Raw genomic sequence first — 21,464 nt, forward strand, 5'->3', positions numbered from 1 at the left:
ACCCTGCGACTGCGACCGCAGATTCGACAACACGGACGCACCCATATCGAACTTCATCGGGCCTCCCCCGGACAACTCCATGTAGGCGGAATCCATGCCTATCAAGGGGTGCCCGGAGGAGGCAATCGGACGAGATCAACGATCACGAAGCTGTGACATTCAGCTTCCCGAAGCCCCCAGCAGAGCCCGTCCGATCTGCGGATACACCCCCTTCGGGTGTGCCCGGAACAGCGGCTCCGTACCGAAGAGGAACACCCGCGAGCCCTCCGCCCCGGCAGCGCTCACCACCGAGGCCCGGCCGGCCGCGTCCGCCGGTCCGCCCGTGCCGTCCTCCAGCGGACGCCAGTGCCCGGACAGGAGCGGGTTCCCGGCCCCGTACGACTGCTCGATACGCACCCCGGGCCCGAGGTCCGTGAACCAGACGGGGGAGTAGACGAAGGTGTGGTCAGGAGCGCCTCCCGTGACGAGGCCGCCCGCATTGGCCACCCGCACCACGCCGTTGGCGTCACCGTTGCCCGCGACCGCCTTCGCCGCCAGCAACCCGGTGTCCGAGCTGAGCGCCGCCCCCGTCTCACCGAGGCCGACCACACCGCCGCCGTCCGCGAGGAAGGCGTCGAGTGCGCCGCGCGCCGACGCGTTCAAAGCGCCGTGGTCCAGACCCGTCGACGCCATCAGGACATCGACGGCCGACCAGTCGAACCCCGCGTTCAGCGTCGCCGTCGACACCGGCACCACGTCGAAGTTCATCTCGCGCAGCGCGAAGAGCTCGCCGGACGAGACGGCCGCCGCCACCCGCGTGCGCGCGAACGCCTCCGAGCCCCGCGCCCGAGTCGCCGCGAACACCACGTCGTACTCGCGCGCGAGCTTCCACGCTTCGCGCCGTGCGGAGGACGGGACGATCGCGCTGCCGTCCGCGGCCTCGCGTACCGAAATGCCCGAAGCGAGCAGTGAGTTGAGCGCCGCGATCTCCCGCGGGTCGTCGAGACGGAGCCGCAGATCGCCGTACCGGGCCACATAGCCGGCGGAGGACGCCGAACGCACCGGAGTGCTCCGGACGTCAAAGCGGCCGTCCTTCACCTCGACGACCGAAGCGCCCCACAGCCGGCCGAGGCTCCAGCCCGAGATGTCGTACATCACCGAGACCTTGTCGCTGATGTCCCGCCCGTCCGCGAGCAGCACGTTCGCCATGCCGCGCTTGGGCTGCTCCAGATCCACGAGGTACGAGCCGCGCGGATACGTCCGGGAGCCGACCCGGAAATCACGGACGGCCCGCTCCACCCGTACGTCATTGGCGAGGAGATGGTCGACGAGCCGGGCCGCCGCCGTCGCCGAGCGCTGCGAACGTCCCGAGGCGGGGATGACGTACGCACGGGGGAAGTCCGTCGTGTACACGTCCTCGGGCCCGATGCCCGGCACACCGGGGACGGTCTCGGAGGAGACCGGCACCTGCGCCTCGCCCGCGTCCGCGCGCCGGAAGGTCTCGATCTGGTCGGCGATCAGCGCGGCACCGCGTTCCCGCACGAAGTCGAGCGTCGCGCGCATCGCCGCACCCGCGATATCGGTGTTGATCGCCGAGCGGCGGCGCAGCTCCTCCACCGGCAGCGTGTCGTACGCGCGGTTGTTGACCTGCATCGGGAACTCGATGGTGTGCGCGGCCGTCGCGCCATGGAACGGCATGTACTGCGGGGTGAAGATCGGCGGCCAGTCGTCCCAGCCCTCCTGCGAATCGCGGAAGGGGATCTGGGCGGGCAGCACGCCGTCCTCGGCCTCCGTGTAACCGAGGCCGTTGACCGCGGCCTCCATGCCGAGGGCGTTGGCGTAGGTGTTCTTCAGGAACAGGTCGTACTCGTAGTTCTCGCCGTGCGGGGGAGTGGTCGGCTCGATCAGCGTGCCGTTGACGTAACCGTGCAGGTCGATCATCACGGCCGGCTGCTTGTCGATGGCGATCTGCCGCATCGCGCGCGTCTCCGGCTGCGAGGCCGTCACGAAGTCGCGGTTGAGATCGAAACCGTTGGCGTTCGCGCGGGTTCCGGCGATCCGGCCGTCCGGATTGGCCGTGACGTTGAAGTAGACACGGGAGTGGTCGAGGAGCTCCTCGGTGCCGGCGTCCTTGGCAGCGGCCAGCTTCTCGATGAGCTTCAGGGCCGCGTCCGTGCCCTCCCACTCGTTGCCGTGGATGTTGTTGTTGATGAAGACCGGGGTCTTGTACTCGGCCTTGATCTGCTGGTCGCGGGCGGCCGTTGCCGGGGAGTTCTCGATGCGTTCACGCATCCGCTCCTGCTCGCGCGCCTCCCGCGCGGACTCGGGCGAGGTCACCGTCACCAGATACAGCTGATGCCCGCCCGCGCTGCGGCCCGCGATCTCCACGCTCACGCGGTCGCCCAGCTTCTGCAGGGCGTTCAGCTTCGGCGCTATGCCGTGATACGGGGTGAGCCCCAGCTTGAGGGACTTGTCGGCCGGATTCACCGGCACCGTGGGGAGTTGGCGCTCACGGGGATAGCCGGCCGTGTGCGAGAACTCGGGGACGAGGCCCTGCAACGCCCGCTCGGCCGTGCTCGCGGGCGACTTGGCGGCCTTGGACTCCTGCGCCTCCGCGCTGCGGACCGGGGACGGTTCGGGCCGGGGATCGGCCTGCGCTCCGCCCGGCACCAGCAGCGTGCCGGTCAGAGCGGCGCCGACCAGCAGGACGGGAACGGGTCTGGGTATGCCCACGCGTACCTCCACGATCCACTTGTTGACAGGTACGCGGTGTCTATCGGCTCAACTCCCCTACAACAAGAGGGCCTTGAGGCACCCGGGACTCCAGCCGTACGCGTGTCACAGCCGACCCGTACCCTGTGCGGCATGCGTGATCTAGGAACCGGGTTCGGTTATCTCCTCAAGGGCCAGCGCTGGGTCGTGGGCCACGGCCGGTGGTTCGGCTTCGGGCTGATCCCCGGCCTCATCACCGCCGTCGTGTACGTGGGTGCGCTGATCGGGCTCGCCTACGGGGCCGACGACCTGGTCGACTGGGCCACCCCGTTCGCCGACGACTGGTCCGGAGCCTGGCTCGGGCTCTTCCGCGGCTTCCTGGTGTTCCTGGTGTTCGCGCTCGGCCTGCTGCTCGCCGTGATCACCTTCACCGCCGTGACGCTGCTGATCGGCCAGCCCTTCTACGAGTCCCTGTCCGAGCAGGTCGACAAGTCGGTCTCGCCGGACGGCACCGCGCCCGAGTCCGGCCTGCCGCTCCTGCGCGAGCTGTGGATCTCCGCGCGCGACAGCTTCCGGATCGTCCTGCGGGCCGCCGCCTGGGCCGTGCTGCTCTTCGCGCTGGGCTTCATCCCGATACTGGGACAGACCGTGGTCCCCGCGATCGGCTTCTGCGTCACCGGCTTCTTCCTCACCCAGGAGCTGACCTCGGTCGCTCTGCAGCGCCGCCGTGTCGAGGTGCGGGAGCAACTGGCCATGATGCGCGGCCGCCGCCTGCTGATCTGGGGCTTCGGAGTGCCGCTCGCGGTGTCCTTCCTGATCCCGTTCGTCGCCGTCTTCCTGATGCCGGGCGCGGTGGCGGGCGCGACGCTGATGGTCCGGGACCTGCTGGGCGAGGACGACGACAACGAGAACGACGACAACGAGAACGAGGGCGATTCCCCGGGCGATCCCGCGACAGTGCGGCTCACCGTCCAGGATCCGGACGCCCGTTGAGTACCGATGACGCGAAGGACAGGATCCGTCCATGACAGAACTGATCGCCGTAGCGGTCATCACGGCCCTTGCCGTGATCAGCCCGGGCGCCGACTTCGCCATGATCGTGCGCAACAGTTATCTGCACGGCCGTACGACCGGACTGCTCGGCGCGACGGGAGTCGCCGCCGGTGTCCTGGTGCACGTCACGTACACGATGCTGGGCGTCGGCCTGCTCATCGCCTCGTCCACCGCGCTGTTCACGGCGATCAAGCTGATCGGCGCCGCGTATCTGGTCTACGTCGGGATCAAGACCTTCCGCTCGCGTCCGGTCGAGCTCGACCTCGAACGGACCACCGCCCTCTCGCCGTTCGGGGCGCTGCGGGCCGGATTCCTGACGAATGTGCTCAACCCGAAGACCACTCTGTTCGTCGTCTCGACCTTCACGCAGGTCGTCCAGCCCGGCACTCCGGTCGTGCAGCAGGTGGGATACGGCCTGTTCATGTCGTTCGCGCATCTGGTGTGGTTCGGCGCGGTCGCGCTGTTCTTCTCGCACTCGCGACTGCGCGCGGTGATGCTGCGCGGGCAGCGTGCCCTGAACAAGGTGATCGGGTCGGTCCTGGCCGGCCTGGGCATCAGCCTCGCCTTCGCACCGTCAAGCTGAGGCGTTCCGCCCGGCCGCCCGCAGCAGTCGTACGAAGGCGTCGGCGGCCGCGGGTGCCGAACGTCCGCGCAGGGTCGCCGCGTACACGGCCCGCGGCGGGATGTCGTCCTCGTGCACCGCGAGCAGCCTGATGTCCGGCCGCACACCGTCCGCCGCTAGCGCCGGGATGAGCGCTACCGCGAGCCCGGCGGCCACGTATCCCTGCTTGGCGATCCACTCGGCGGCGACATAGCTGACGCGAGGGCGGAAGTCCTCGCGCACGGCCGGATGCAGCAGGCTGCGTTCCGTGTGCGGGCTGCCGGACACCCAGTCGTCCCCGGCGAGTTCGGTGAGCCGCACCCGGCGCCTGCGGGCAAGTCGGTGCCCGGCGGGGACGGCCACGTACATCGACTCGTCGAGCAGTTTGCGCAGGTCGTACGCGGCGAGATCGGCGCCTGCCGTGGTCGAGACGACGGCCAGATCGAGCTCGCCGTGGTCGAGCCGGGACAGGAGGTCCTCGGTCAGCCCCTCCGCACAGCTCAGCTCCACCCGCGGATGCCGCTCGCGGAACGCCGCCACCGCACGCGGCAGCAGTGCGGCACCGGCCGTGGGGAACGCGCCGACCCTGAGCCGCCCGCCCGATACCTGCGCCAGCGCGGTCAAGTCGGCTCGGGCGCCGTCGAGTTGAGCGAGCACGGCCTCCGCGCGCGGCAGCAGGACCCGGCCGCGTTCGGTGGGCGTCACGCCGCGTGGCAGCCGGTCGAACAGGGCACCGGCGCCGAGCGCGGACTCCAGGGCGTGGATCTGCCGTGACACGGCGGACTGGGTGTAGCCGAGACCGCGGGCGGCCTCGGTGAACGAGCCGAGCCGGGCCACTTCGAGGAAGACCCGCAGCCAGGAGGTGGACAGGGCGGGGGCGTCGGCGGGTCCGGCAGGGGTGCTCGGCGCGGCGGATGGGAGGGGACGGGCGGTCTGGGCGGCTCGGCCGATGCCGTCCGGGACTTGTCGGTTCATCGCGTACCTCCGGTGCGTGGTCTGTGGCGCGGTGGCTCAGCCACTTGCTGGCTCGGTGGCTCAGCCACTTGGCCACCCAGCAGTCGGCCACCCAGCACTCGGCGGCCCAGCACTCGGCGGCCCAGCCACATGGTGGCCCGGTGGCTCAGCCACTCGCTGGCCCGGTGGCTCAGCCACTCGGCCACCCGGCGACCCAGCCACCCGGCAACCCAGCCACCCTGTGCCATGCGAGTCTGACATGGCCCTCATGCCAAACCCTCGCTTGTCGCATCGATACCCCGGTCCTAGCGTCGAGACATGGAAAAGATCGCCTTCCTCGGCCTCGGGCACATGGGCGCCCCCATGGCCGCCCATCTCCTCGCCGCAGGACACCCGTTGACCGTCTGGAACCGCACCGCCTCCCGCGCCGAGCTCCTCGTCGCCAAGGGCGCCCGCCCGGCCGCCTCGCCCGCCGAGGCCGTACGCGACGCGGACGTGGTCCTCACGATGCTCGCCTCCCCCGAGGCCGTACGGGACATCGCCCGGCAGATCGTCCCGGCCCTGCGCCCGGGCGCCCACTGGGTCGAGATGTCGACCGTCGGACCCGATGTCGTACGGGAGTTGGCGGCCGGACTGCCACCGGAGATCACCCTCGTCGACGCGCCCGTGATGGGCAGCACCGACAAGGCAGAGGCCGGCACGCTCGGCATCCTCGCGGGCGGTGACGCGGACGCCGTCGAGCAGCTGCTCTCCGCACTCGGCACCGTCACACGCACCGGCCCCCTGGGCACGGGCGCCGCCCTGAAGCTGGTCGTCAACACGGCCGTGCTCGGGGGAGTGGCCCTGGTCGGCGAGGCGATGCGGCTCGCCGACGCGCTCGGCATCCCGGAGGACGCCGCGAAGGCGACCCTCGGCCGCAGCGCCCTGGGCGGCGCCGTGCCGCGCGCCTTCGCCGAGGGCGTCCACTTCGCGGTCGAACTCGCCGTCAAGGACGTTCGGCTCGCCACCGAGATCACCCGGCTCCCGGCGATGGAGGCGATCCGCGACCATTTCGCGGCCCACCCCGACCTCGCCCACGAGGACATCGCGGCCGCGGTGACCCGTATCCGTACCGAAAAGCCTTGACCCGTATCCGTACCGAAAACCCTTGACCCGTATCCGTACCGAAAACCCTTGAGGAGCCCGTTGTGCAGATAACCCTGGACAACCCGCCTTCCGCGCCCGCCCCGCTCAGCCCGTACTACACGCAGGTCGCGCGCGTCGAACTCCCGGGCGGCGGCGCGCTGTTGCAGCTGTCAGGACAGGTGGCCGAGGGGCCGGACCTCGCGGCACAGAGCCGCGGTATCTTCGAAGCCCTCGACGCCCTGCTCGAGGCGCACGGCGCGGCACTCGCCGACATCATCAACATCCGCACCTATCTGACGGACATCGACCGCCTGCACGAGTACGGCGCGGTACGGCGTGAGTACCTCACGGGAACCCCGCCGACCAGCACCACGGTCGAGGTCTCGAAGCTCTTCCTGCCGTGGGCGCTCATCGAGGTGGAGGTCGTGGCCGCGCTGCCCGCGCACCGAGGTCCCCGGTAACCGCCCCTGCGCTATTCCCCGGGCTCCCCGAGCAGCACCAGGAAGTTCCGGAAGGCCCCCGGCATGTCCACGTTCTCGGGGTCGAGCAGCCACTGGTACTGCAGGCCGTCGAGCACGGCCACGAGCAGCGGCGCCGCCTGCTCGGGCGTGAGCCCGGACGGCAGCCGCTCGCCGTACTCGGCGCGAAGGAGCAGGGTCATGTCCTCGCGTACGGCCGCATAGCGCCGGGTGAAGTAGCCGCGCGCCGGATGGTCCTCCGTCACGCTCTCGCCCAGCAGGGCCGAGAAGGTCTGCACGATCGCGGGCCGCATCGCGTTGTACTCGACCAGCGACGCCAGGAGATCCATCCGCCACTCGCGCGCCGGCGGTGTGGCATCCCACTGGTCGCGCTCTTCCAGTACGGCGACGAGCAGCGCCTCCTTGGTGGGGAAGTGGTGCAGCAGCCCCTGCTGGGTCAGCCCCACCCGCTCGGCCACCGCGGCGAGGGACGCGCCGCGGTAGCCGCGCTCGGCGATCACCTCGAGCGCGGCCCGCACGATCTCCGCACGCCGCTGGTCGCTTCTCGTCTTCGCCGCCATGCCCACTCACCCTCGTCGGCGCCTCTCCGGATGCCACCGTACGGTGCCCGTCCACCCCAAAGATAACTGCCAGATAACGAAACCTACCGCTTCACAGGTAGGCGGTGCAGGATGGGGAGCGGGTCAGGGGCACGTCGATGAGGAGGTACGGCAGTGACTGAGCAGTCCAGGGACGCGTACGAGGCGGTCGTCGAGGCCGCGCTCGGGAAACTCGATCTCGATACGAAGGCCCGCCTCCTCGCCGGCCAGGACATGTGGACCCTGCCCGCGCTCCCGGAGATCGGCCTGCGGTCCCTGGTGATGTCCGACGGCCCGATCGGTGTACGGGGCGTGCGCTGGAGCGCCGACGACCCGTCCATAGCCCTCCCTTCCCCGACCGCCCTTGCCGCCGCCTGGGACCCGGAACTCGCGTACAGGGCAGGGCAGTTGCTCGCCCAGGAGGCCCGGCGCAAAGGCGTGCACGTGCTGCTCGCGCCGACCGTCAATCTGCAGCGCTCCCCGCGCGGCGGACGCCACTTCGAGGCGTACAGCGAGGACCCGTATCTGACCGGCGAGATCGGCACCGGCTATGTGCGGGGCGTGCAGGCGGGCGGCGTCGGCACCACCGTCAAGCATTTCGTCGCCAACGACGCCGAGACCGACCGCTTCACCGTGGACAACCTCGTGCCCGAACGGGCCCTGCGCGAGCTCTACTTGGCGCCCTTCGAGGCGATCGTCAAGCAGGCGAGGCCCTGGGGCATCATGACCGCCTACAACGCGGTCAACGGCCTCACCATGACCGAGAACGCCGCCCTGGTGAACGGCGTCCTGCGCGACGAGTGGGGCTTCGACGGTTTCAACGTCTCCGACTGGATGGCCGCCCGGGACACCAAGGGCGCCATCGAAGGCGGCCTCGATGTCGCGATGCCCGGCCCGATGACCGTGTACGGTCCCGCTCTCGCCGAAGCCGTACGCGACGGTCATGTCGATGAGCCGACCGTGGACGAGGCGGTCCGCAGGGTGCTGCGGCTCGCCGCCCGCGTCGGCGCGCTCGACGGCGCCGAACCCGCCGTCACCGCACTGCCCGAGCCGGTGGACGGCGAGGCCCTGGCCCGCGAGATCGCCCACCGCTCCTTCGTCCTCGTCCGCAACGAGCGGGGCATCCTGCCGCTCTCCGGCGCCGGCAAGGTCGCGCTGATCGGCGCTGCCGCCCGTGACGCCCGTGTGCTCGGCGGCGGCTCCGCCACCGTGTTCCCGCGCCGGGTCGTCTCGCCCCTGGACGGGCTCACCACCGCGCTCGGCGAAGGCTCGGTCGCGTACGCGAGGGGCGCGGAGCCGAGTGAGGAACTGGGCGTCGCGAAGGCCGGGTTCGCGCTGCGCGCCGTGTGCCGCGACACCGAGGGCCGGGTGCTCGGCGAGGCGCCGCTGGCCGACGGGGCGATCCAGTGGTTCGGCGGCGGGTTCCCCGAAGGGGTCACCTACGCGGAGCTCAGCCGGGTCGAGATCAAGGGCACGTTCACACCGCGCGTCGACGGTGCCCACCGCTTCGGCACCCGGGGACTCGGCACCCTGCGGCTCACCGTCGACGGGCGCGAACTCTTCGACGGCGAACAGCGGATGCCGGTCGACGGCGACCCCTTCGAGGCCTTCCTCGGCGCGCCCACCGAGCGCGGCACCGTCGAGCTGAAGGCCGGAGCGCCCGTCGAGGTCTCCCTGGACGTCACCCCGCCGAAGATCGAGGGCATGCCCATCGAGGCCGTCGCCCTCAGCCTGTCGCACGCCGAACCCCGGCGCGACGCCGACGAGATGATCGCCGAAGCGGTGCGTATCGCACGGGAGGCCGACACGGCCGTCGTCCTGGTCGCCACCACCGACCGCGTGGAGTCCGAGGGCTTCGACCGCCGCGACCTGCGCCTGCCCGGCCGCCAGGACGATCTCGTACGCGCCGTCGCGGCCGCCAACCCGAACACCGTCGTGGTCGTCAACTCCGGCTCCCCGGTGGAACTCCCGTGGCGCGAGGACGTCGCCGCCGTGCTGCTCAGCTGGTTCCCGGGCCAGGAGGGCGGCGCCGCGCTCGCCGATGTGCTGACCGGCGCCCAGGAGCCCGGCGGCCGGCTGCCCACCACCTGGGGCGCGCTCGCCGACGCACCCGTCACCGAGGTCACCCCGGACGCCGAGGGCCGACTCACGTACGGCGAAGGGGTGTTCATCGGCTACCGCGCCTGGGACAAGGCCGGCGCCACGCCCTCGTACAGCTTCGGGCACGGCCTCGGCTACACCGACTGGACGTACGAGAGTCTCCAGGTGACACGCGAGGAGGCCACGGTCCGTCTCCGCAACACCGGGGCCCGGACAGGCCGCGAGACCGTCCAGCTCTACCTCGCCCCGCCCGCGGACGGCGCCGTCGAGCGGCCCGCGCGGGCCCTCGCCGCCTTCGGGCGCGTCACCGCGGACGCGGGCGAGAGCGTCGAGGTGCGGATCCCGCTGCCGCGGCGGGCGTTCGAGATCTGGGACGAGAGCGCCGCGGCGTGGGCGTACCAGAAGGGCACGTACACCTTGGAAGCCGGACGTTCGCTCGCGGACCGCAGGCTGAGCGCGACGATCGAGGCATGACACGCGAGGGGCCTCACCTGCGTGTGGGGCCCCTTACGCGGGCGACTTCTCCGCGGTGACGGCCGTGAACGCCAGCTCGGCCAGGCGCGCCTGCCCGTTCCTGCTCGGGTGGAACCAGTCCCACCTGCTCAGCTGCCCCTGTCCGAAGCGGTAGTCGAAGACCGACCCGCCGTCGTAGCGGCAGTACTCGTCCTTCGCGCACACGTCCTTCAGGACCTCGTTGTACGCCTCCACGCGCGCGTGCACGTTCCCGCGCCGCTCGACGGCCAGGCTGTCCATGGCGTCCGGGTCGGCGAGCATCGACTGGCAGATGCCGAGCTTCCAGATCTGCTTCGCCATCGCGTTGCCCTTGCCCGAGGACCACAGCCGCGACAGATCCGGGACGCTCGCCACGAACACCTGGGTCTTGGGCAGTTCGCGGCGCAGGGCGCGCATCCCGTCCTCGAAGTCCGCGCGGAAGGAGGCGACGGAGGTCATCGCCGCGGCCGTCCCCCGACAGGCGTCATTGGCGCCCATCAGGACCGTCACCAACTCGGGTGACTTCTCGGCCGCCTGCTCCATCTGCTCCGGCAGCGCGCTCATGCGTGCCCCCGTACGGGCGAAGTTCCAACTCCTCGTCGCCGCCGCGTCCTTGCCGAGCAGCCGTATGGCGAGGCTGTTCACCGCCGGGTCGGTGCCCGTCGCCCAGGACGACTCGGGACAGTCGGAGAGCACCTGGCAGGCGTCGAAACCGCGGGTGATCGAATCGCCCACCGCCGCCATCGAGCGCGGGCTGGTGTCCCAGGTGGGAGTGGGTGTGGGGGAGGGCTTGGGGCGGTCGGCGGCCGCGGCGCCTTGCGGGGCCGGGGAGTTGCCGCCCTGCGCGTCACAGCCGAGGAGTGCGGTCGCGAGTACGGCGGCGGTCGCCGCCGAGGCCGCGGTACGGCCACGGAACCAGTTCCGGATCACGGTCGTCCCTTCTCTCGCCGTCCTGTGCACCCGCGCCCTGCCGGGTGAATGCCCGCCATTCCCGGGACCTGGACCCGACGGTACGTCACACTCGGGCCCGCGCCGCACGGTAGTTTTGCTGCGGTCGACCCGGAGTCGGAGCGCCGTCCCGCTTCCGGTAAATTACATCACGTCAGAAATGTCCCCTTTCGGGGAGTTTCCTCGATTCCGTGGATGTCCTGGATTTCCTCGGGAATCTTGGCGAAACTCCCGGCAACTGCCCGGCCAGGTGCGAGGCCCCAACCCTCGCCCCACCCTGGAGGTCCCGGTGACGACACGTGGAGTCCTGTACGTGCACTCCGCACCGCGCGCGCTGTGCCCGCACGTCGAGTGGGCGGTGGCGGGTGTGCTCGGCGGCAGGGTCACGCTCGACTGGATCAGGCAGCCCGCGGCGCCGGGTACTTGGCGTGCGGAGTTCTCCTGGCAGGGCGAGGCCGGCACGGGCTCCAAGCTCGCCTCCGCACTGCGCGGCTGGCAGCAACTCCGCTTCGAGGTCACGGCCGAGCCGTGCGCCACGGCGGAGGGCGAGCGCTACAGCTCCACTCCCGAGCTCGGCATCTTCCACGCGGTCACCGGCATCCACGGCGACATCCTGATCCCGGAGGACCGCCTCCGCGCGGCCCTCGCGCGGTCGGGGGGCGGCGAAAGCGACCTGGCCGCGGAACTCTCCAAACTCCTGGGCAAACCCTGGGACGACGAACTCGAACCCTTCCGATACGCGGGCGAGGGCGCCCCGGTGAGGTGGCTCCACCAGGTCGTGTGACACACAGCTGTGGGCACACACGGCGACAGCCCCCTGAACGGCAACCCGCACCCCGACCCCGTACACACGAGGAAGGCCCACCCGGCCGCACCGGGTGGGCCTTCCTCGTACGAACGAAAAGGGTCAGACGGTACGGAGGGCCAACACCACGCTGGGCCCGCCGAACCCGAACGAGTTGTTGATCGCGGCAATCGTGCCCTCGGGCAGCACCCGAGCCTCGCCCCGCACGATGTCCGCCCCGTCCGCGGCGATTTCCTCGTCGAGCTCCTCGACATTGATCGTCGGCGGAGCGAGACGGTGGTGCAGCGCGAGCACGGTCGCGACGGTCTCGATACCACCGGCACCACCGAGAAGGTGACCGGTCATCGACTTCGTACCGGAGATGGCCACGTGATCGAGATCCGCGCCGAGCACCTTGCGCAGCGCCTTGATCTCCGCGATGTCACCCTGCGGAGTCGAGGTCGCGTGCGCGTTCAGGTGCACGAGCTCCGACGGCTTGAGATCCGTCGAGTCGAGCAGATTCTGCACGGCCGCGGCGACGCCGCGCCCCGTCGGCTCGGGCTGCGCGATGTGGTGGCTGTCGGCGGACAGACCCTGGCCGAGCACCTCGCAGTAGATACGGGCGCCACGGGCCTTCGCGTGCTCCTCGGACTCGAGGATCACGACACCCGCACCCTCGCCGAGGACGAAGCCGTCACGGCCCTTGTCGTACGGACGGGAAGCCTTGGTGGGCTCGTCGTTGTTCTTGGACATCGCCATCATGTTGGCGAACGCCGCGATGGGCAGCGGGTGGATGGCCGCCTCGGTACCGCCGGCGACGACCACGTCGGCGCGGCCGGTACGGATCATCTCGACGGCGTAGCCGATCGCCTCGGCGCCCGACGCGCAGGCCGAGACCGGGGTGTGCACGCCCGCCTGGGCGTTCACCTCCAGACCGACGTTGGCGGAGGGGCCGTTGGGCATGAGCATGGGAACGGTGTGCGGGGAGACCCGGCGTACACCCTTCTCCTTGAGCACGTCGTACTGGTCGAGCAGCGTGGTCACGCCGCCGATACCGGACGCGATGACCGCGCCGAGACGCTCGGGGGCGACCTTGGACTCTTCGCCCGCCTTGCCCTCGTAACCGGCGTCCGCCCAGGCCTCCTTGGCCGCGATCAGCGCGAACTGCGCCGAGCGGTCCAGCTTGCGGGCGAGCGGGCGGGGCAGAACCTCGCCCGGGTCGACCGCGACGGGGGCGGCGATACGGACCGGCAGCTCGGCGAAACGCTCGCCCTCCAGGGGCTTCACGCCCGAGCGGCCCGCGACGAGACCTTCCCAGGTCGATGCTGCGTCGCCACCCAGCGGTGTGGTTGCGCCGATACCGGTGACGACCACGGTGCGATTGGTCGGGCTCACAGGAATTCTTTCTCCACGTGTAGAGGGTCGTGAATAAGCGGCACTACCGCTAGGTGGCGGCAGACAGCCGGCCCTGGTGGGCGGCCCTTGCGGGCCGGCCCGGGGCCAGGAAGGACCTGAGGTCAGTCCTGGTGCTTCAGGATGTAAGACGCGGCGTCGCCGACGGTCTTCAGGTTCTTGACGTCGTCGTCCGGGATCTTGACGTCGAAGCGCTCTTCGGCGGCGACGACGACCTCGACCATGGACAGCGAGTCGACGTCCAGGTCATCGGTGAAGGACTTGTCCAGCTGGACGTCCTCGACCGGGATACCGGCGATCTCGTTCACGATCTCGGCGAGACCGGCGACGATCTCTTCCTGAGTGGCGGCCATGTTGGCGCTCCTTCTTGTGTATCAGTGAGGTGGCAGGGTCCCGTACGGAATGGTCCGTGCAGGGTGCCTAGGGGAGGGTAACGACGGAGGCTGCGTAGACGAGACCCGCCCCGAAGCCGATGACGAGCGCGGTGTCGCCGCTCTTGGCTTCCCCGGTCGCCAGGAGCCGCTCCATCGCGAGCGGGATCGAGGCGGCCGAGGTGTTGCCGGTGGTCTCGATGTCACGGGCGACCGTGACATGCTCCGGCAGCTTCAAAGTCTTCACCATCGAGTCGATGATCCGCATGTTGGCCTGGTGCGGGATGAAGACGTCCAGGTCGTCCGCGCTGATTCCGGCCGCGTCCAGCGCCTGCTGGGCGACCTTCGCCATCTCGAACACGGCCCAGCGGAACACCGCCTGGCCCTCCTGCGTGATCGCAGGGAACTTGTGGACCGCACTGTCGTACTCGGTCCAGGCGACGGTCTGCTTGATCGTCTCGGACTTGTCGCCCTCCGAGCCCCAGACCGTCGGGCCGATGTGCGGCTCGTCCGAGGGGCCGACGACGACCGCGCCCGCGCCGTCACCGAACAGGAAGGCCGTGGCACGGTCCTCCAGGTCGGTCAGGTCGCTCAGGCGCTCGACGCCGATGACCAGGACGTACTCCGCACTGCCTTCCACGACCATGCCCTTGGCGAGCGTCAGCGCGTAACCGAAGCCCGCGCAGCCGGCCGAGATGTCGAAGGCGGCGGCCTTCTGCGTGCCCAGCTTGTCGGCGATCTCGGTCGCGACGGCCGGGGTCTGCTTGAAGTGCGAGACGGTCGAGACGATCACGGCGCCGATCTTGTCGGCGGTGAGCCCGGCGTCGGCGATCGCCTTGCCGGAGGCCTCGATGGACATCGCGGCGACGGTCTCCTGGTCGCTCGCCCAGTGCCGGGTCGCGATACCGGAGCGCGAGCGGATCCACTCGTCGGACGAGTCGATCGTCTCGAGGATCACCTCGTTGGGCACGACCCGCGTGGGCCGGTAGCCGCCGACGCCCATGATCTTGGCGTACGGCGCGCCCTTGCTCGGCTTGATCTTCGACATGCTCTTGAGCTCCTTGTCAGGCACCCGCCGCGTCAGCGGCTGATGCTGCTGTCTCTGCGATGAGCTCGCGAGCAGCGTCGAGGTCGTCGGGGGTCTTCAGGGCCAGCGTCTTGACGCCCGGCAGCGCGCGCTTGGCGATACCGGTGAGGGTGCCGCCCGGGCACACCTCGATGAGCGCCGTCGCGCCGAGCTCCTGGAAGGTCTCCATGCACAGGTCCCAGCGGACCGGGTTGGCGACTTGGCCGACCAGACGCGCGATGACCTCGGCGCCGGAGGCGACGGCCTCGCCGTCCTTGTTGGAGACGTAACGGACCGTCGGGTCGGCCGGGGAGAGCTCCTCGGCGGCCTTGCGCAGCGTCTCGACCGCGGGCGCCATGTGGTGCGTGTGGAACGCGCCGGCGACCTGCAGCGGGATGACCCGGCGGGTGCCCTCGGGCTTGTCGGCCCCCAGAGCCTCGATCTGCTCCAGGGTGCCGGCGGCGACGATCTGGCCCGCGCCGTTGACGTTGGCCGGGGTCAGGCCGAGCTTCTCCAGGTGCGGGACCACGATCTCCGGGTCGCCGCCGAGCAGCGCCGCCATGCCGGTCCGCGTGATCGCGGCGGCGTCGGCCATGGCCAGACCCCGCTTGCGTACGAGCTGCAGCGCGGCGGTCTCGTCGAGGACGCCCGCGAACGCGGCGGCGGTGAACTCACCGACGCTGTGACCCGCGACGGCCGACGGCTTGACGTCACCCAGGGCCGCTGCGGACAGCAGTCCGGCCGCGACGAGCAGCGGCTGCGCCACGGCCGTGTCGCGGATCGCGTCCGCGTCGGCCTGCGTGCCGTAGTGGGCGAGGTCGAGTCCGATGGCGTCCGACCAAGCGGCGAGCTTGTCGGCGGCGCCGGGGAGGTCGAGCCAGGGAGTCAGGAAGCCGGGCGTCTGAGCGCCTTGGCCGGGAGCGACGAGTACGAGCACTCTCACACTCTCTCTTGTGGACGGTGGGCGCCGCCCGTGGGGACAGGGACGAAGAACGGTCAGGGGAATTGTCGACCCCCGACAAAAGTCTAGGACTGCGGATCTCCGTCGGCCAGACGCCCCAGGATGAGGGCGATACGCAGCGTGAACGCGGAGCGGACATCCGAGGGCGACCAGCCGGTGACGTCTGTCACACGTCGCAGCCGGTAGCGGACGGTGTTGGGGTGCACGAAGAGCATCCGGGCCGCGCCTTCGAGGCTGCTCGCCTGTTCCAGATAGACGCTCAAGGTCTCCAGAAGCGCGGAGCCGGCCTCCTCCAGCGGTCTGTAGATCTCCTCCACCAACTGCTCCCGCGCCGCAGGGTCCGAGGCGATCGCGCGCTCCGGCAGGAGATCGTCCGCGAGCGCGGGCCGCGGGGCGTCCTGCCAGGCCGAGCACGCCTTGAGTCCGGCGGCCGCCGCCTGCGCGGACCTGGTGGCCGCGAGCAGGTCGGGGACGACGGGTCCGGCGACGACGGGCCCGGCCGCGTACGGGCCGATGAGCGCCTTCGCGACGGCGAGCGGATTGTCGCTGCCACCTGCGATGACGACCAGACGATCACCGAGCACACCCGTCAGGACCTGCAGCTTCGCATGGCGGGCGGCCCGGCGGATGGCCTCGACGGTCAGCTCGCTGTCGCCGTCGGGGGCGGTGCCGAGGATGACGCAGACATGTTCGGGGGAGTTCCAGCCGAGCGCGGCGGCCCGGCTGACGGCGCCCTCGTCGGCCTCGCCGGACAGCACGGCATTGACGACGAGCGACTCGAGCCGCGCGTCCCAGGCGCCCCGGGCTTCCGCCGCCTGGGCATAGACCTGGGCGGTGGCGAAGGCGATCTCCCGGGCGTACACGAGCAGCGCCTCGCGCAGCACCGACTCGTCACCCGGCGCCGCGACCTCGTCGATCGCGGTCTCCATGACCTCGATCGTCGTACGGACCATCTCGACGGTCTGACGCAGCGTGATCGCCCGGGTCAGCTCGCGGGGTGCGGTGCCGAAGACGTCGGTCGAGATGGCCTGCGGGGCGTCGGGGTGCCGGAACCACTCGGTGAACGCGGCGATACCGGCCTGCGCCACCAGACCGATCCACGAACGGTTCTCCGGCGGCATCGCCCGGTACCAGGGCAGCGTCTCGTCCATGCGCGCGATGGCCTGCGCGGCCAGGCTGCCGGACGACTTCTCCAGGCGCTTGAGCGTGGCGATGTGCGGATGGGCCGGGCGCGCTCCGGCGCCGGCCGGGGGCGGTCCGGAGTCGGGGTTTGGGTTCGCTGCGGGTTCGGGCACGGGACAAGACTGCCTTATCGGGGCGGCTCGGCTAAGTGGCGGGTCCCTGACCGACCGGTCTCCGTGCGCCTTCGCGGCGGCTACGGTGGGGTCCGTGATGGACGTACGGCGCTCCGGCGATCGGTACCGCGGCGGGGAGCCGGCGAGTGGTATCGAGTCGCTGCACGCGTTCTCCTTCGGGCCCCACTACGACCCGGACAACCTCCGCTTCGGACCGGTCATCGCCTGCAACGAGGAACACCTGAAGCCCGGTGCCGGCTTCGACGAGCACACCCACAGCCATACGGAGCTGGTCACCTGGGTCGTCGAGGGCACGCTGACCCACCGCGACTCGGAGGGCAACGAGACCGTCGTGAAGCCCGGCGATCTGCAGCGGCTCAGCGCGGGCGGGGGAGTGCGCCACGTCGAGCGCAACGACGGCGCCTCGTGCCTGGTCTTCGTGCAGATGTGGCTGGCACCCACGGCGGCCGGCGGCGACCCCGCGTACGAGATCGTCCGCGGCATCGCCGACTCCACGCCCTACGCGGTCCCCGCGGCCGGCGCCCTGCTCCACGTCCGCCGCCTGCGTCCCGCGGAACGGGCCGAGGTGCCGGACGCGGCGTTCGCGTACGTCCATGTCGTACGAGGTGAAGTCCGCCTCGGCGAGACGGAGTTGAGGTCCGGGGATGCCGTACGGATCACGGCCGGGCGGTCCCTGGAGCTGGAGGCGCTGCGGGGGCGGGCCGAGGTGCTGGTGTGGGAGTTCGCGGGCTAGGGCCTGATCCACAGGACAGGCCAGACCCTAGGAGCCCTGCGTTCCGTTCTGCGGCTCGCGCCACATCCGCCACATCGGCGGGCTCGACCGGTAGGTGATCTCCTCGCGTACGGCGAAGCCGTGTCGTTTGTAGAAGCTGAGATTCCGCTCGTTGCTCGACTCGAGGTACGCGGGGAGCCCCGAGGCATCCGCCTGGTCGAGCAGCGCTCCCAGGACCATGGATCCGCGCCCGGTTCCGCGCGCGGACGAATGCGTCCCGATGAACTCCAGGTACCAGTGCTCGGGTTCGACGGGATGCTTGCGCTCCATGTGCTGCAACATCCCGAGCAGCAGCGGCAGTCGGGTCCGCCCCGTCCGTACGAGCACCGGCAGGTTCCGTACGAGATCGCCCGCCCCGACCTTCCACTCGCCGGGCGGGCACCACACGGCGGCGACGGTCCGGTCGATATCGGTCCACAGGCGCCCGCGGTCGGCCTGCATGGCCAGCAGATCCTTGAAGAGCCTGCGCAGCCTCGGCACGCGATCCCGTGGAACGAGCCATTCCCAGACCGGATCGTCCTCGTAGGCATCGGCCAGCACATCGGCCAGCGCGTGAACATCGGCTCGGGTGGCGCGGACTATGTCAGCCATGAGGCCAACGTAGCCCGCCCGGCCGGGGCCGGGCATCCGCCCTCAGGCGGATGCCCGCCGGGCCCGGCGCTCCCCTGGTTGCAGGCCCTCGTCGCCCCGACCGGTGGTTGCAGGCCCTCGTCGCCCCGACCGGCTCAGCCCACCGAACTCCGCAACTCCGAAAGCACCGCATCCGTGAACGGCGGCCAGGCCTCAGCGGCCCACGCCCCGAACGCCCGATCGGCGAGAGCGACACACGCGGCCTGCGCATCCGGATCGATCCACAGGAACGTCCCCGACTGCCCGAAGTGCCCGAACGTCCGAGGCGACGACGAAGCCCCCGTCCAGTGCGGCGACTTGGAGTCCCGGATCTCGAACCCCAGCCCCCAGTCATTGGGCTTCTGATGCCCGTACCCGGGCAGGATGCCGGAAAGACCGGGATGCACCACGGACATCGCATCGAGCACGGTCCGTGCGTCAAGGAGCCGCGGCGCCTGCACCTCCGCCGCGAAACGCAGCAGGTCGGAGACCGTCGACACCCCGTCCTTCGCCGGCGAACCCTCGAGCGACGTCCGCGTCATCCCGAGCGGTTCGAGCACGGCCTGGCGCAGGTACTCCGCGAACGGAATGTCCGTCGCCTTGGCGATGTGATCCCCGAGCACCTCGAACCCCGCGTTGGAGTACAGCCGCCGCGTCCCGGGCGGCGCCATCACGCGGTGCTCGTCGAAGGCCAGACCACTGGTGTGCGCGAGCAGATGCCGCACGGTCGACCCCTCGGGCCCGGCCGGCTCGTCGAGCTCGAGTGCCCCTTCTTCGTACGCGATGAGCGCGGCGTACGCGGCAAGGGGCTTGGTCACGGAGGCCAGCGGGAAGCGCTGCGTCACCGGCCCGTGGGTGCCGACGACGGTGCCGTCCGCGCGGACGACCCCGGCCGCCGCGCTGGGGGCCGGCCAGTTCTCGATGAGGGCGAGGCTCTGCATGGCTACGAGCGTACGGTCCCGGGGGAGCCCGAGCGGTCCGGGGTGTGCCGGAGCGCAAGCCGCATGGCCGGGTCCGGAGTCCGCGCGAAGCCGAGCGACGCGTACAGCGGCTCGCCCGCATCGGACGCCCGCAGATCGACCTTGCGCACCCCGCGCCGCCCGAACCAGGCGAGCAGCTCCTCCATGCACGCCCGCGAGTAGCCCCGCCGACGCAGCTCGGGATCCGTGGCCACGCTGAAGACACAGCCGCTGATCCCCAGCGGATTCTCCGGGCCGCCGAGCCGGTACTCGATCGTCCCGACCGCGCACGCCGCAAGCCGGCCAGGAGCGTCCGGCTGCTCCACCACGGTCGCGGCCAGCTGCCCCTTTTCGCCCACGAGCTTGGCGCGCAGGACCTCCACCGAGACCGCCATCCACGCGGTGTCCGACTGCACACCGAGGTACTCGTCGAGCATCACCTTGCGCAGGCGTACCAGTTCAGGGGCATCATCGGGTGTGGCGAGGCGGGAGACGGCCATGCCGGGCACCCTGACCCCGTCCGCTCCGTGAACTCCTTCGGATATGGCTTGCTTGGAGTGCACTCCAAGGTTCTAGCGTGGGGGGTATGACGGTGATGGAGAGCACCCCCGTACCAGCCCACGTACCCGTACTCGAGACGACCTCACCCGCGGCCCCGGTCGACGCCTGCGCCTCTGGCCCGCGCCCCCATCCGCGCCCCGCGGGCCAGGACCGCTACACGATCAGCGAGGTCGCCGTGTACACCGGGCTCACCGCGCACACGCTGCGCTGGTACGAGCGGATCGGTCTGATGCCGCACGTCGACCGCTCCCACACGGGCCAGCGCCGGTTCACCAACCGCGACCTGGACTGGCTCACCTTCGTCGGCAAGCTCCGCCTGACCGGCATGTCCGTGGCGGACATGGTCCGCTACGCCGAACTGGTCCGCGAGGGCGACCACACCTTCGAGGAGCGGCGGCAGCTCCTGGAGAGCACGCGGCGCGACGTTCTCGCGCGGGTCGCGGAGCTCCAGGGGACGCTGGCCGTCCTCGACTACAAGATCGAGTTCTACGCGGGCGCCCCTGCGGCGCCGGAGAGGTCCTGAACCAGATGAGCACCATCGCGAAGGCACAGCTCGGCACCGGCGGACCCGAGGTCTCCGTCCAGGGACTCGGCTGCATGGGCATGAGCTTCGCCTACGGGCCGACCGACGCGGACGAAGCACGCGCCACCCTCGACCACGCCCTCGATCTGGGCGTCACCTTCTTCGACACCGCCGACATGTACGGGGCCGGCGAGAACGAGAAGTTCCTCGCCCCGTTCGTCCGGAAGCACCGCGACGAGATCGTGCTCGCGACCAAGTTCGGCATCGTCATCGACCCCGACGACCCGCTCAAGCGCGGCATCGACAACTCCCCGGCGTACATCCGCCAGTGCATCGAGGGCAGCCTGAGCCGCCTCGGCGTGGAGAGCATCGACCTCTACTACATGCACCGCCGCGATGTGACCGTGCCGATCGAGGAGAGCGTCGGCGTCATGGCCGAACTCGTCGCCGAGGGCAAGGTCAAGCACCTCGGCCTCAGCGAGGTCACCGCCGACGAACTGCGGGCCGCCCACGGCGTCCACCCCATCGCGGCGGTGCAGTCGGAGTGGTCGCTGTTCAGCCGGGACATCGAGCAGCACGTGGTCCCCGCCGCCACCGAACTGGGCGTCGCCCTCGTCCCGTACTCGCCGCTCGGCCGCGGCTTCCTCACCGGCTCCTTCGCCAATGCGGACAGCGATCTGGACGCCTCCGACTTCCGCCGCACGATGCCCCGCTTCAGCGGCGACAACGCCGCGGCGAACGCCGCCCTGCTCGCCCCGATCCGCTCGGTCGCCGAGTCCCGTGACGCGACGCCCGCCCAGGTCGCCCTCGCGTGGGTGCAGCAGCGGGCCCAGGCGCACGGTCTGACCGTGGTGCCGATCCCCGGCACCCGTAAGCGCACCCGGATCGAGGAGAACGCGGCCGCCACCCACCTGATCCTGACCCCGTCCGAGCTCGAACTCCTGGAGCCGATCGCGGGCCAGGTCGCGGGCGGCCGCTACGCGGACATGTCCTTCACCTCGGCCGGCCGCGAGTAGCAGCCACAGAGGCGGGCGGACACGCCAAGTCCCGTCCACTGTCGAGTTGTCGATCCCGCGTGAGGTGCCGGTCCGCTGGCAGCGGACCGGCA

21 protein-coding genes are annotated in these 21,464 nt (G+C 70.8%); 9 read left to right on the forward strand and 12 right to left on the reverse strand.

Annotated elements, in window-relative coordinates; translation table 11 throughout:
• Nucleotides 1-159: 159 nt before the first annotated feature.
• Nucleotides 160-2,712: a M14 family zinc carboxypeptidase gene (locus JAO81_RS16800; protein WP_199548671.1), complete on the reverse strand. Its 2,553-nt coding sequence runs from the start codon at nucleotides 2,710-2,712 to the stop codon at nucleotides 160-162.
• A gap of 132 nt (nucleotides 2,713-2,844) precedes the next feature.
• On the opposite strand from JAO81_RS16800, the gene JAO81_RS16805 reads away from it, so the two are divergent.
• Nucleotides 2,845-3,684 (forward strand): EI24 domain-containing protein, encoded by an 840-nt coding sequence (locus JAO81_RS16805; RefSeq protein WP_199548672.1) that lies wholly within the window; start codon nucleotides 2,845-2,847, stop codon nucleotides 3,682-3,684.
• A gap of 31 nt (nucleotides 3,685-3,715) precedes the next feature.
• The gene (locus JAO81_RS16810; protein ID WP_165335172.1) at nucleotides 3,716-4,327 is read left to right on the forward strand and encodes a LysE family translocator; all 612 of its coding nucleotides are present in this window, start codon (nucleotides 3,716-3,718) and stop codon (nucleotides 4,325-4,327) included.
• Here the strand turns inward: JAO81_RS16810 and JAO81_RS16815 are convergent.
• Nucleotides 4,319-5,320, reverse strand: a complete 1,002-nt coding sequence (locus JAO81_RS16815) for a LysR family transcriptional regulator (RefSeq protein WP_199548673.1) — start codon at nucleotides 5,318-5,320, stop codon at nucleotides 4,319-4,321. The two genes, JAO81_RS16810 and JAO81_RS16815, sit on opposite strands and share 9 nt — an antisense overlap.
• Nucleotides 5,321-5,617: 297 nt before the next feature.
• Between JAO81_RS16815 and JAO81_RS16820 the strand changes: the two genes are divergently transcribed.
• A complete protein-coding gene (locus tag JAO81_RS16820; protein ID WP_199548674.1) occupies nucleotides 5,618-6,424 on the forward strand; it encodes an NAD(P)-dependent oxidoreductase in 807 nt (268 codons plus the stop codon).
• A gap of 62 nt (nucleotides 6,425-6,486) precedes the next feature.
• On the forward strand, nucleotides 6,487-6,885 hold the full coding sequence (locus JAO81_RS16825) for a RidA family protein (RefSeq protein WP_199548675.1): 399 nt from the start codon (nucleotides 6,487-6,489) through the stop codon (nucleotides 6,883-6,885).
• Between the two features lie 11 nt (nucleotides 6,886-6,896).
• Here the strand turns inward: JAO81_RS16825 and JAO81_RS16830 are convergent, their stop codons facing one another.
• Nucleotides 6,897-7,463: a TetR/AcrR family transcriptional regulator gene (locus JAO81_RS16830; protein WP_199548676.1), complete on the reverse strand. Its 567-nt coding sequence runs from the start codon at nucleotides 7,461-7,463 to the stop codon at nucleotides 6,897-6,899.
• A 153-nt stretch (nucleotides 7,464-7,616) separates the two neighbouring features.
• Between JAO81_RS16830 and JAO81_RS16835 the strand changes: the two genes are divergently transcribed.
• Complete coding sequence (locus JAO81_RS16835; protein ID WP_307813428.1) at nucleotides 7,617-10,055, forward strand: glycoside hydrolase family 3 C-terminal domain-containing protein; 2,439 nt, start codon at nucleotides 7,617-7,619, stop codon at nucleotides 10,053-10,055.
• A 33-nt stretch (nucleotides 10,056-10,088) separates the two neighbouring features.
• On the opposite strand, the gene JAO81_RS16840 is transcribed toward JAO81_RS16835, so the two are convergent.
• Nucleotides 10,089-11,003: an SGNH/GDSL hydrolase family protein gene (locus JAO81_RS16840; RefSeq protein WP_374194307.1), complete on the reverse strand. Its 915-nt coding sequence runs from the start codon at nucleotides 11,001-11,003 to the stop codon at nucleotides 10,089-10,091.
• A 307-nt stretch (nucleotides 11,004-11,310) separates the two neighbouring features.
• Here JAO81_RS16840 and JAO81_RS16845 point away from each other — a divergent pair, with 307 nt between their 5' ends.
• Nucleotides 11,311-11,805, forward strand: a complete 495-nt coding sequence (locus JAO81_RS16845) for a DUF3145 domain-containing protein (protein ID WP_165335167.1) — start codon at nucleotides 11,311-11,313, stop codon at nucleotides 11,803-11,805.
• Nucleotides 11,806-11,928: 123 nt separating this feature from the next.
• Here JAO81_RS16845 and JAO81_RS16850 read toward each other — a convergent pair whose 3' ends face one another.
• From JAO81_RS16850 to fasR, 5 genes are all read right to left on the reverse strand, one after another.
• A complete protein-coding gene (locus JAO81_RS16850; RefSeq protein ID WP_199548677.1) occupies nucleotides 11,929-13,200 on the reverse strand; it encodes a beta-ketoacyl synthase in 1,272 nt (423 codons plus the stop codon).
• Nucleotides 13,201-13,322: 122 nt separating this feature from the next.
• Nucleotides 13,323-13,571, reverse strand: coding sequence for an acyl carrier protein (locus JAO81_RS16855; RefSeq protein ID WP_165335165.1), 249 nt, complete (start codon nucleotides 13,569-13,571; stop codon nucleotides 13,323-13,325).
• A 67-nt stretch (nucleotides 13,572-13,638) separates the two neighbouring features.
• On the reverse strand, nucleotides 13,639-14,637 hold the full coding sequence (locus JAO81_RS16860; RefSeq protein WP_199548678.1) for a ketoacyl-ACP synthase III: 999 nt from the start codon (nucleotides 14,635-14,637) through the stop codon (nucleotides 13,639-13,641).
• Between the two features lie 16 nt (nucleotides 14,638-14,653).
• A complete protein-coding gene (locus tag JAO81_RS16865; RefSeq protein ID WP_199548679.1) occupies nucleotides 14,654-15,592 on the reverse strand; it encodes an ACP S-malonyltransferase in 939 nt (312 codons plus the stop codon).
• 89 nt (nucleotides 15,593-15,681) lie between these two features.
• Nucleotides 15,682-16,911 carry a fatty acid biosynthesis transcriptional regulator FasR gene (gene fasR / locus JAO81_RS16870; protein ID WP_199548680.1) on the reverse strand — a complete coding sequence of 410 codons (1,230 nt, stop codon included), beginning with the start codon at nucleotides 16,909-16,911 and terminating at the stop codon, nucleotides 15,682-15,684.
• A gap of 97 nt (nucleotides 16,912-17,008) precedes the next feature.
• Here fasR and JAO81_RS16875 point away from each other — a divergent pair, with 97 nt between their 5' ends.
• Nucleotides 17,009-17,665: a pirin family protein gene (locus tag JAO81_RS16875; RefSeq protein WP_199548751.1), complete on the forward strand. Its 657-nt coding sequence runs from the start codon at nucleotides 17,009-17,011 to the stop codon at nucleotides 17,663-17,665.
• A 27-nt stretch (nucleotides 17,666-17,692) separates the two neighbouring features.
• Here the strand turns inward: JAO81_RS16875 and JAO81_RS16880 are convergent, their stop codons facing one another.
• The 3 genes from JAO81_RS16880 to JAO81_RS16890 all read right to left on the reverse strand — a co-directional run bounded on the left by JAO81_RS16880 (nucleotide 17,693) and on the right by JAO81_RS16890 (nucleotide 19,772).
• Nucleotides 17,693-18,295, reverse strand: a complete 603-nt coding sequence (locus JAO81_RS16880) for an N-acetyltransferase (RefSeq protein ID WP_199548681.1) — start codon at nucleotides 18,293-18,295, stop codon at nucleotides 17,693-17,695.
• Nucleotides 18,296-18,429: 134 nt separating this feature from the next.
• Nucleotides 18,430-19,254 carry a serine hydrolase gene (locus tag JAO81_RS16885; protein ID WP_199548682.1) on the reverse strand — a complete coding sequence of 275 codons (825 nt, stop codon included), beginning with the start codon at nucleotides 19,252-19,254 and terminating at the stop codon, nucleotides 18,430-18,432.
• 2 nt (nucleotides 19,255-19,256) lie between these two features.
• Nucleotides 19,257-19,772, reverse strand: a complete 516-nt coding sequence (locus tag JAO81_RS16890; RefSeq protein WP_199548683.1) for a GNAT family N-acetyltransferase — start codon at nucleotides 19,770-19,772, stop codon at nucleotides 19,257-19,259.
• Between the two features lie 95 nt (nucleotides 19,773-19,867).
• Here JAO81_RS16890 and JAO81_RS16895 point away from each other — a divergent pair, with 95 nt between their 5' ends.
• Nucleotides 19,868-20,356, forward strand: coding sequence for a MerR family transcriptional regulator (locus tag JAO81_RS16895; protein ID WP_199548752.1), 489 nt, complete (start codon nucleotides 19,868-19,870; stop codon nucleotides 20,354-20,356).
• 5 nt (nucleotides 20,357-20,361) lie between these two features.
• A complete protein-coding gene (locus JAO81_RS16900) occupies nucleotides 20,362-21,372 on the forward strand; it encodes an aldo/keto reductase (RefSeq protein WP_199548684.1) in 1,011 nt (336 codons plus the stop codon).
• The last annotated feature ends 92 nt before the right edge of the window (nucleotides 21,373-21,464 follow it).

The sequence above is a fragment of the Streptomyces sp. N35 genome (assembly GCF_016464295.1).
Taxonomy (GTDB): Bacteria; Actinomycetota; Actinomycetes; order Streptomycetales; family Streptomycetaceae; genus Streptomyces.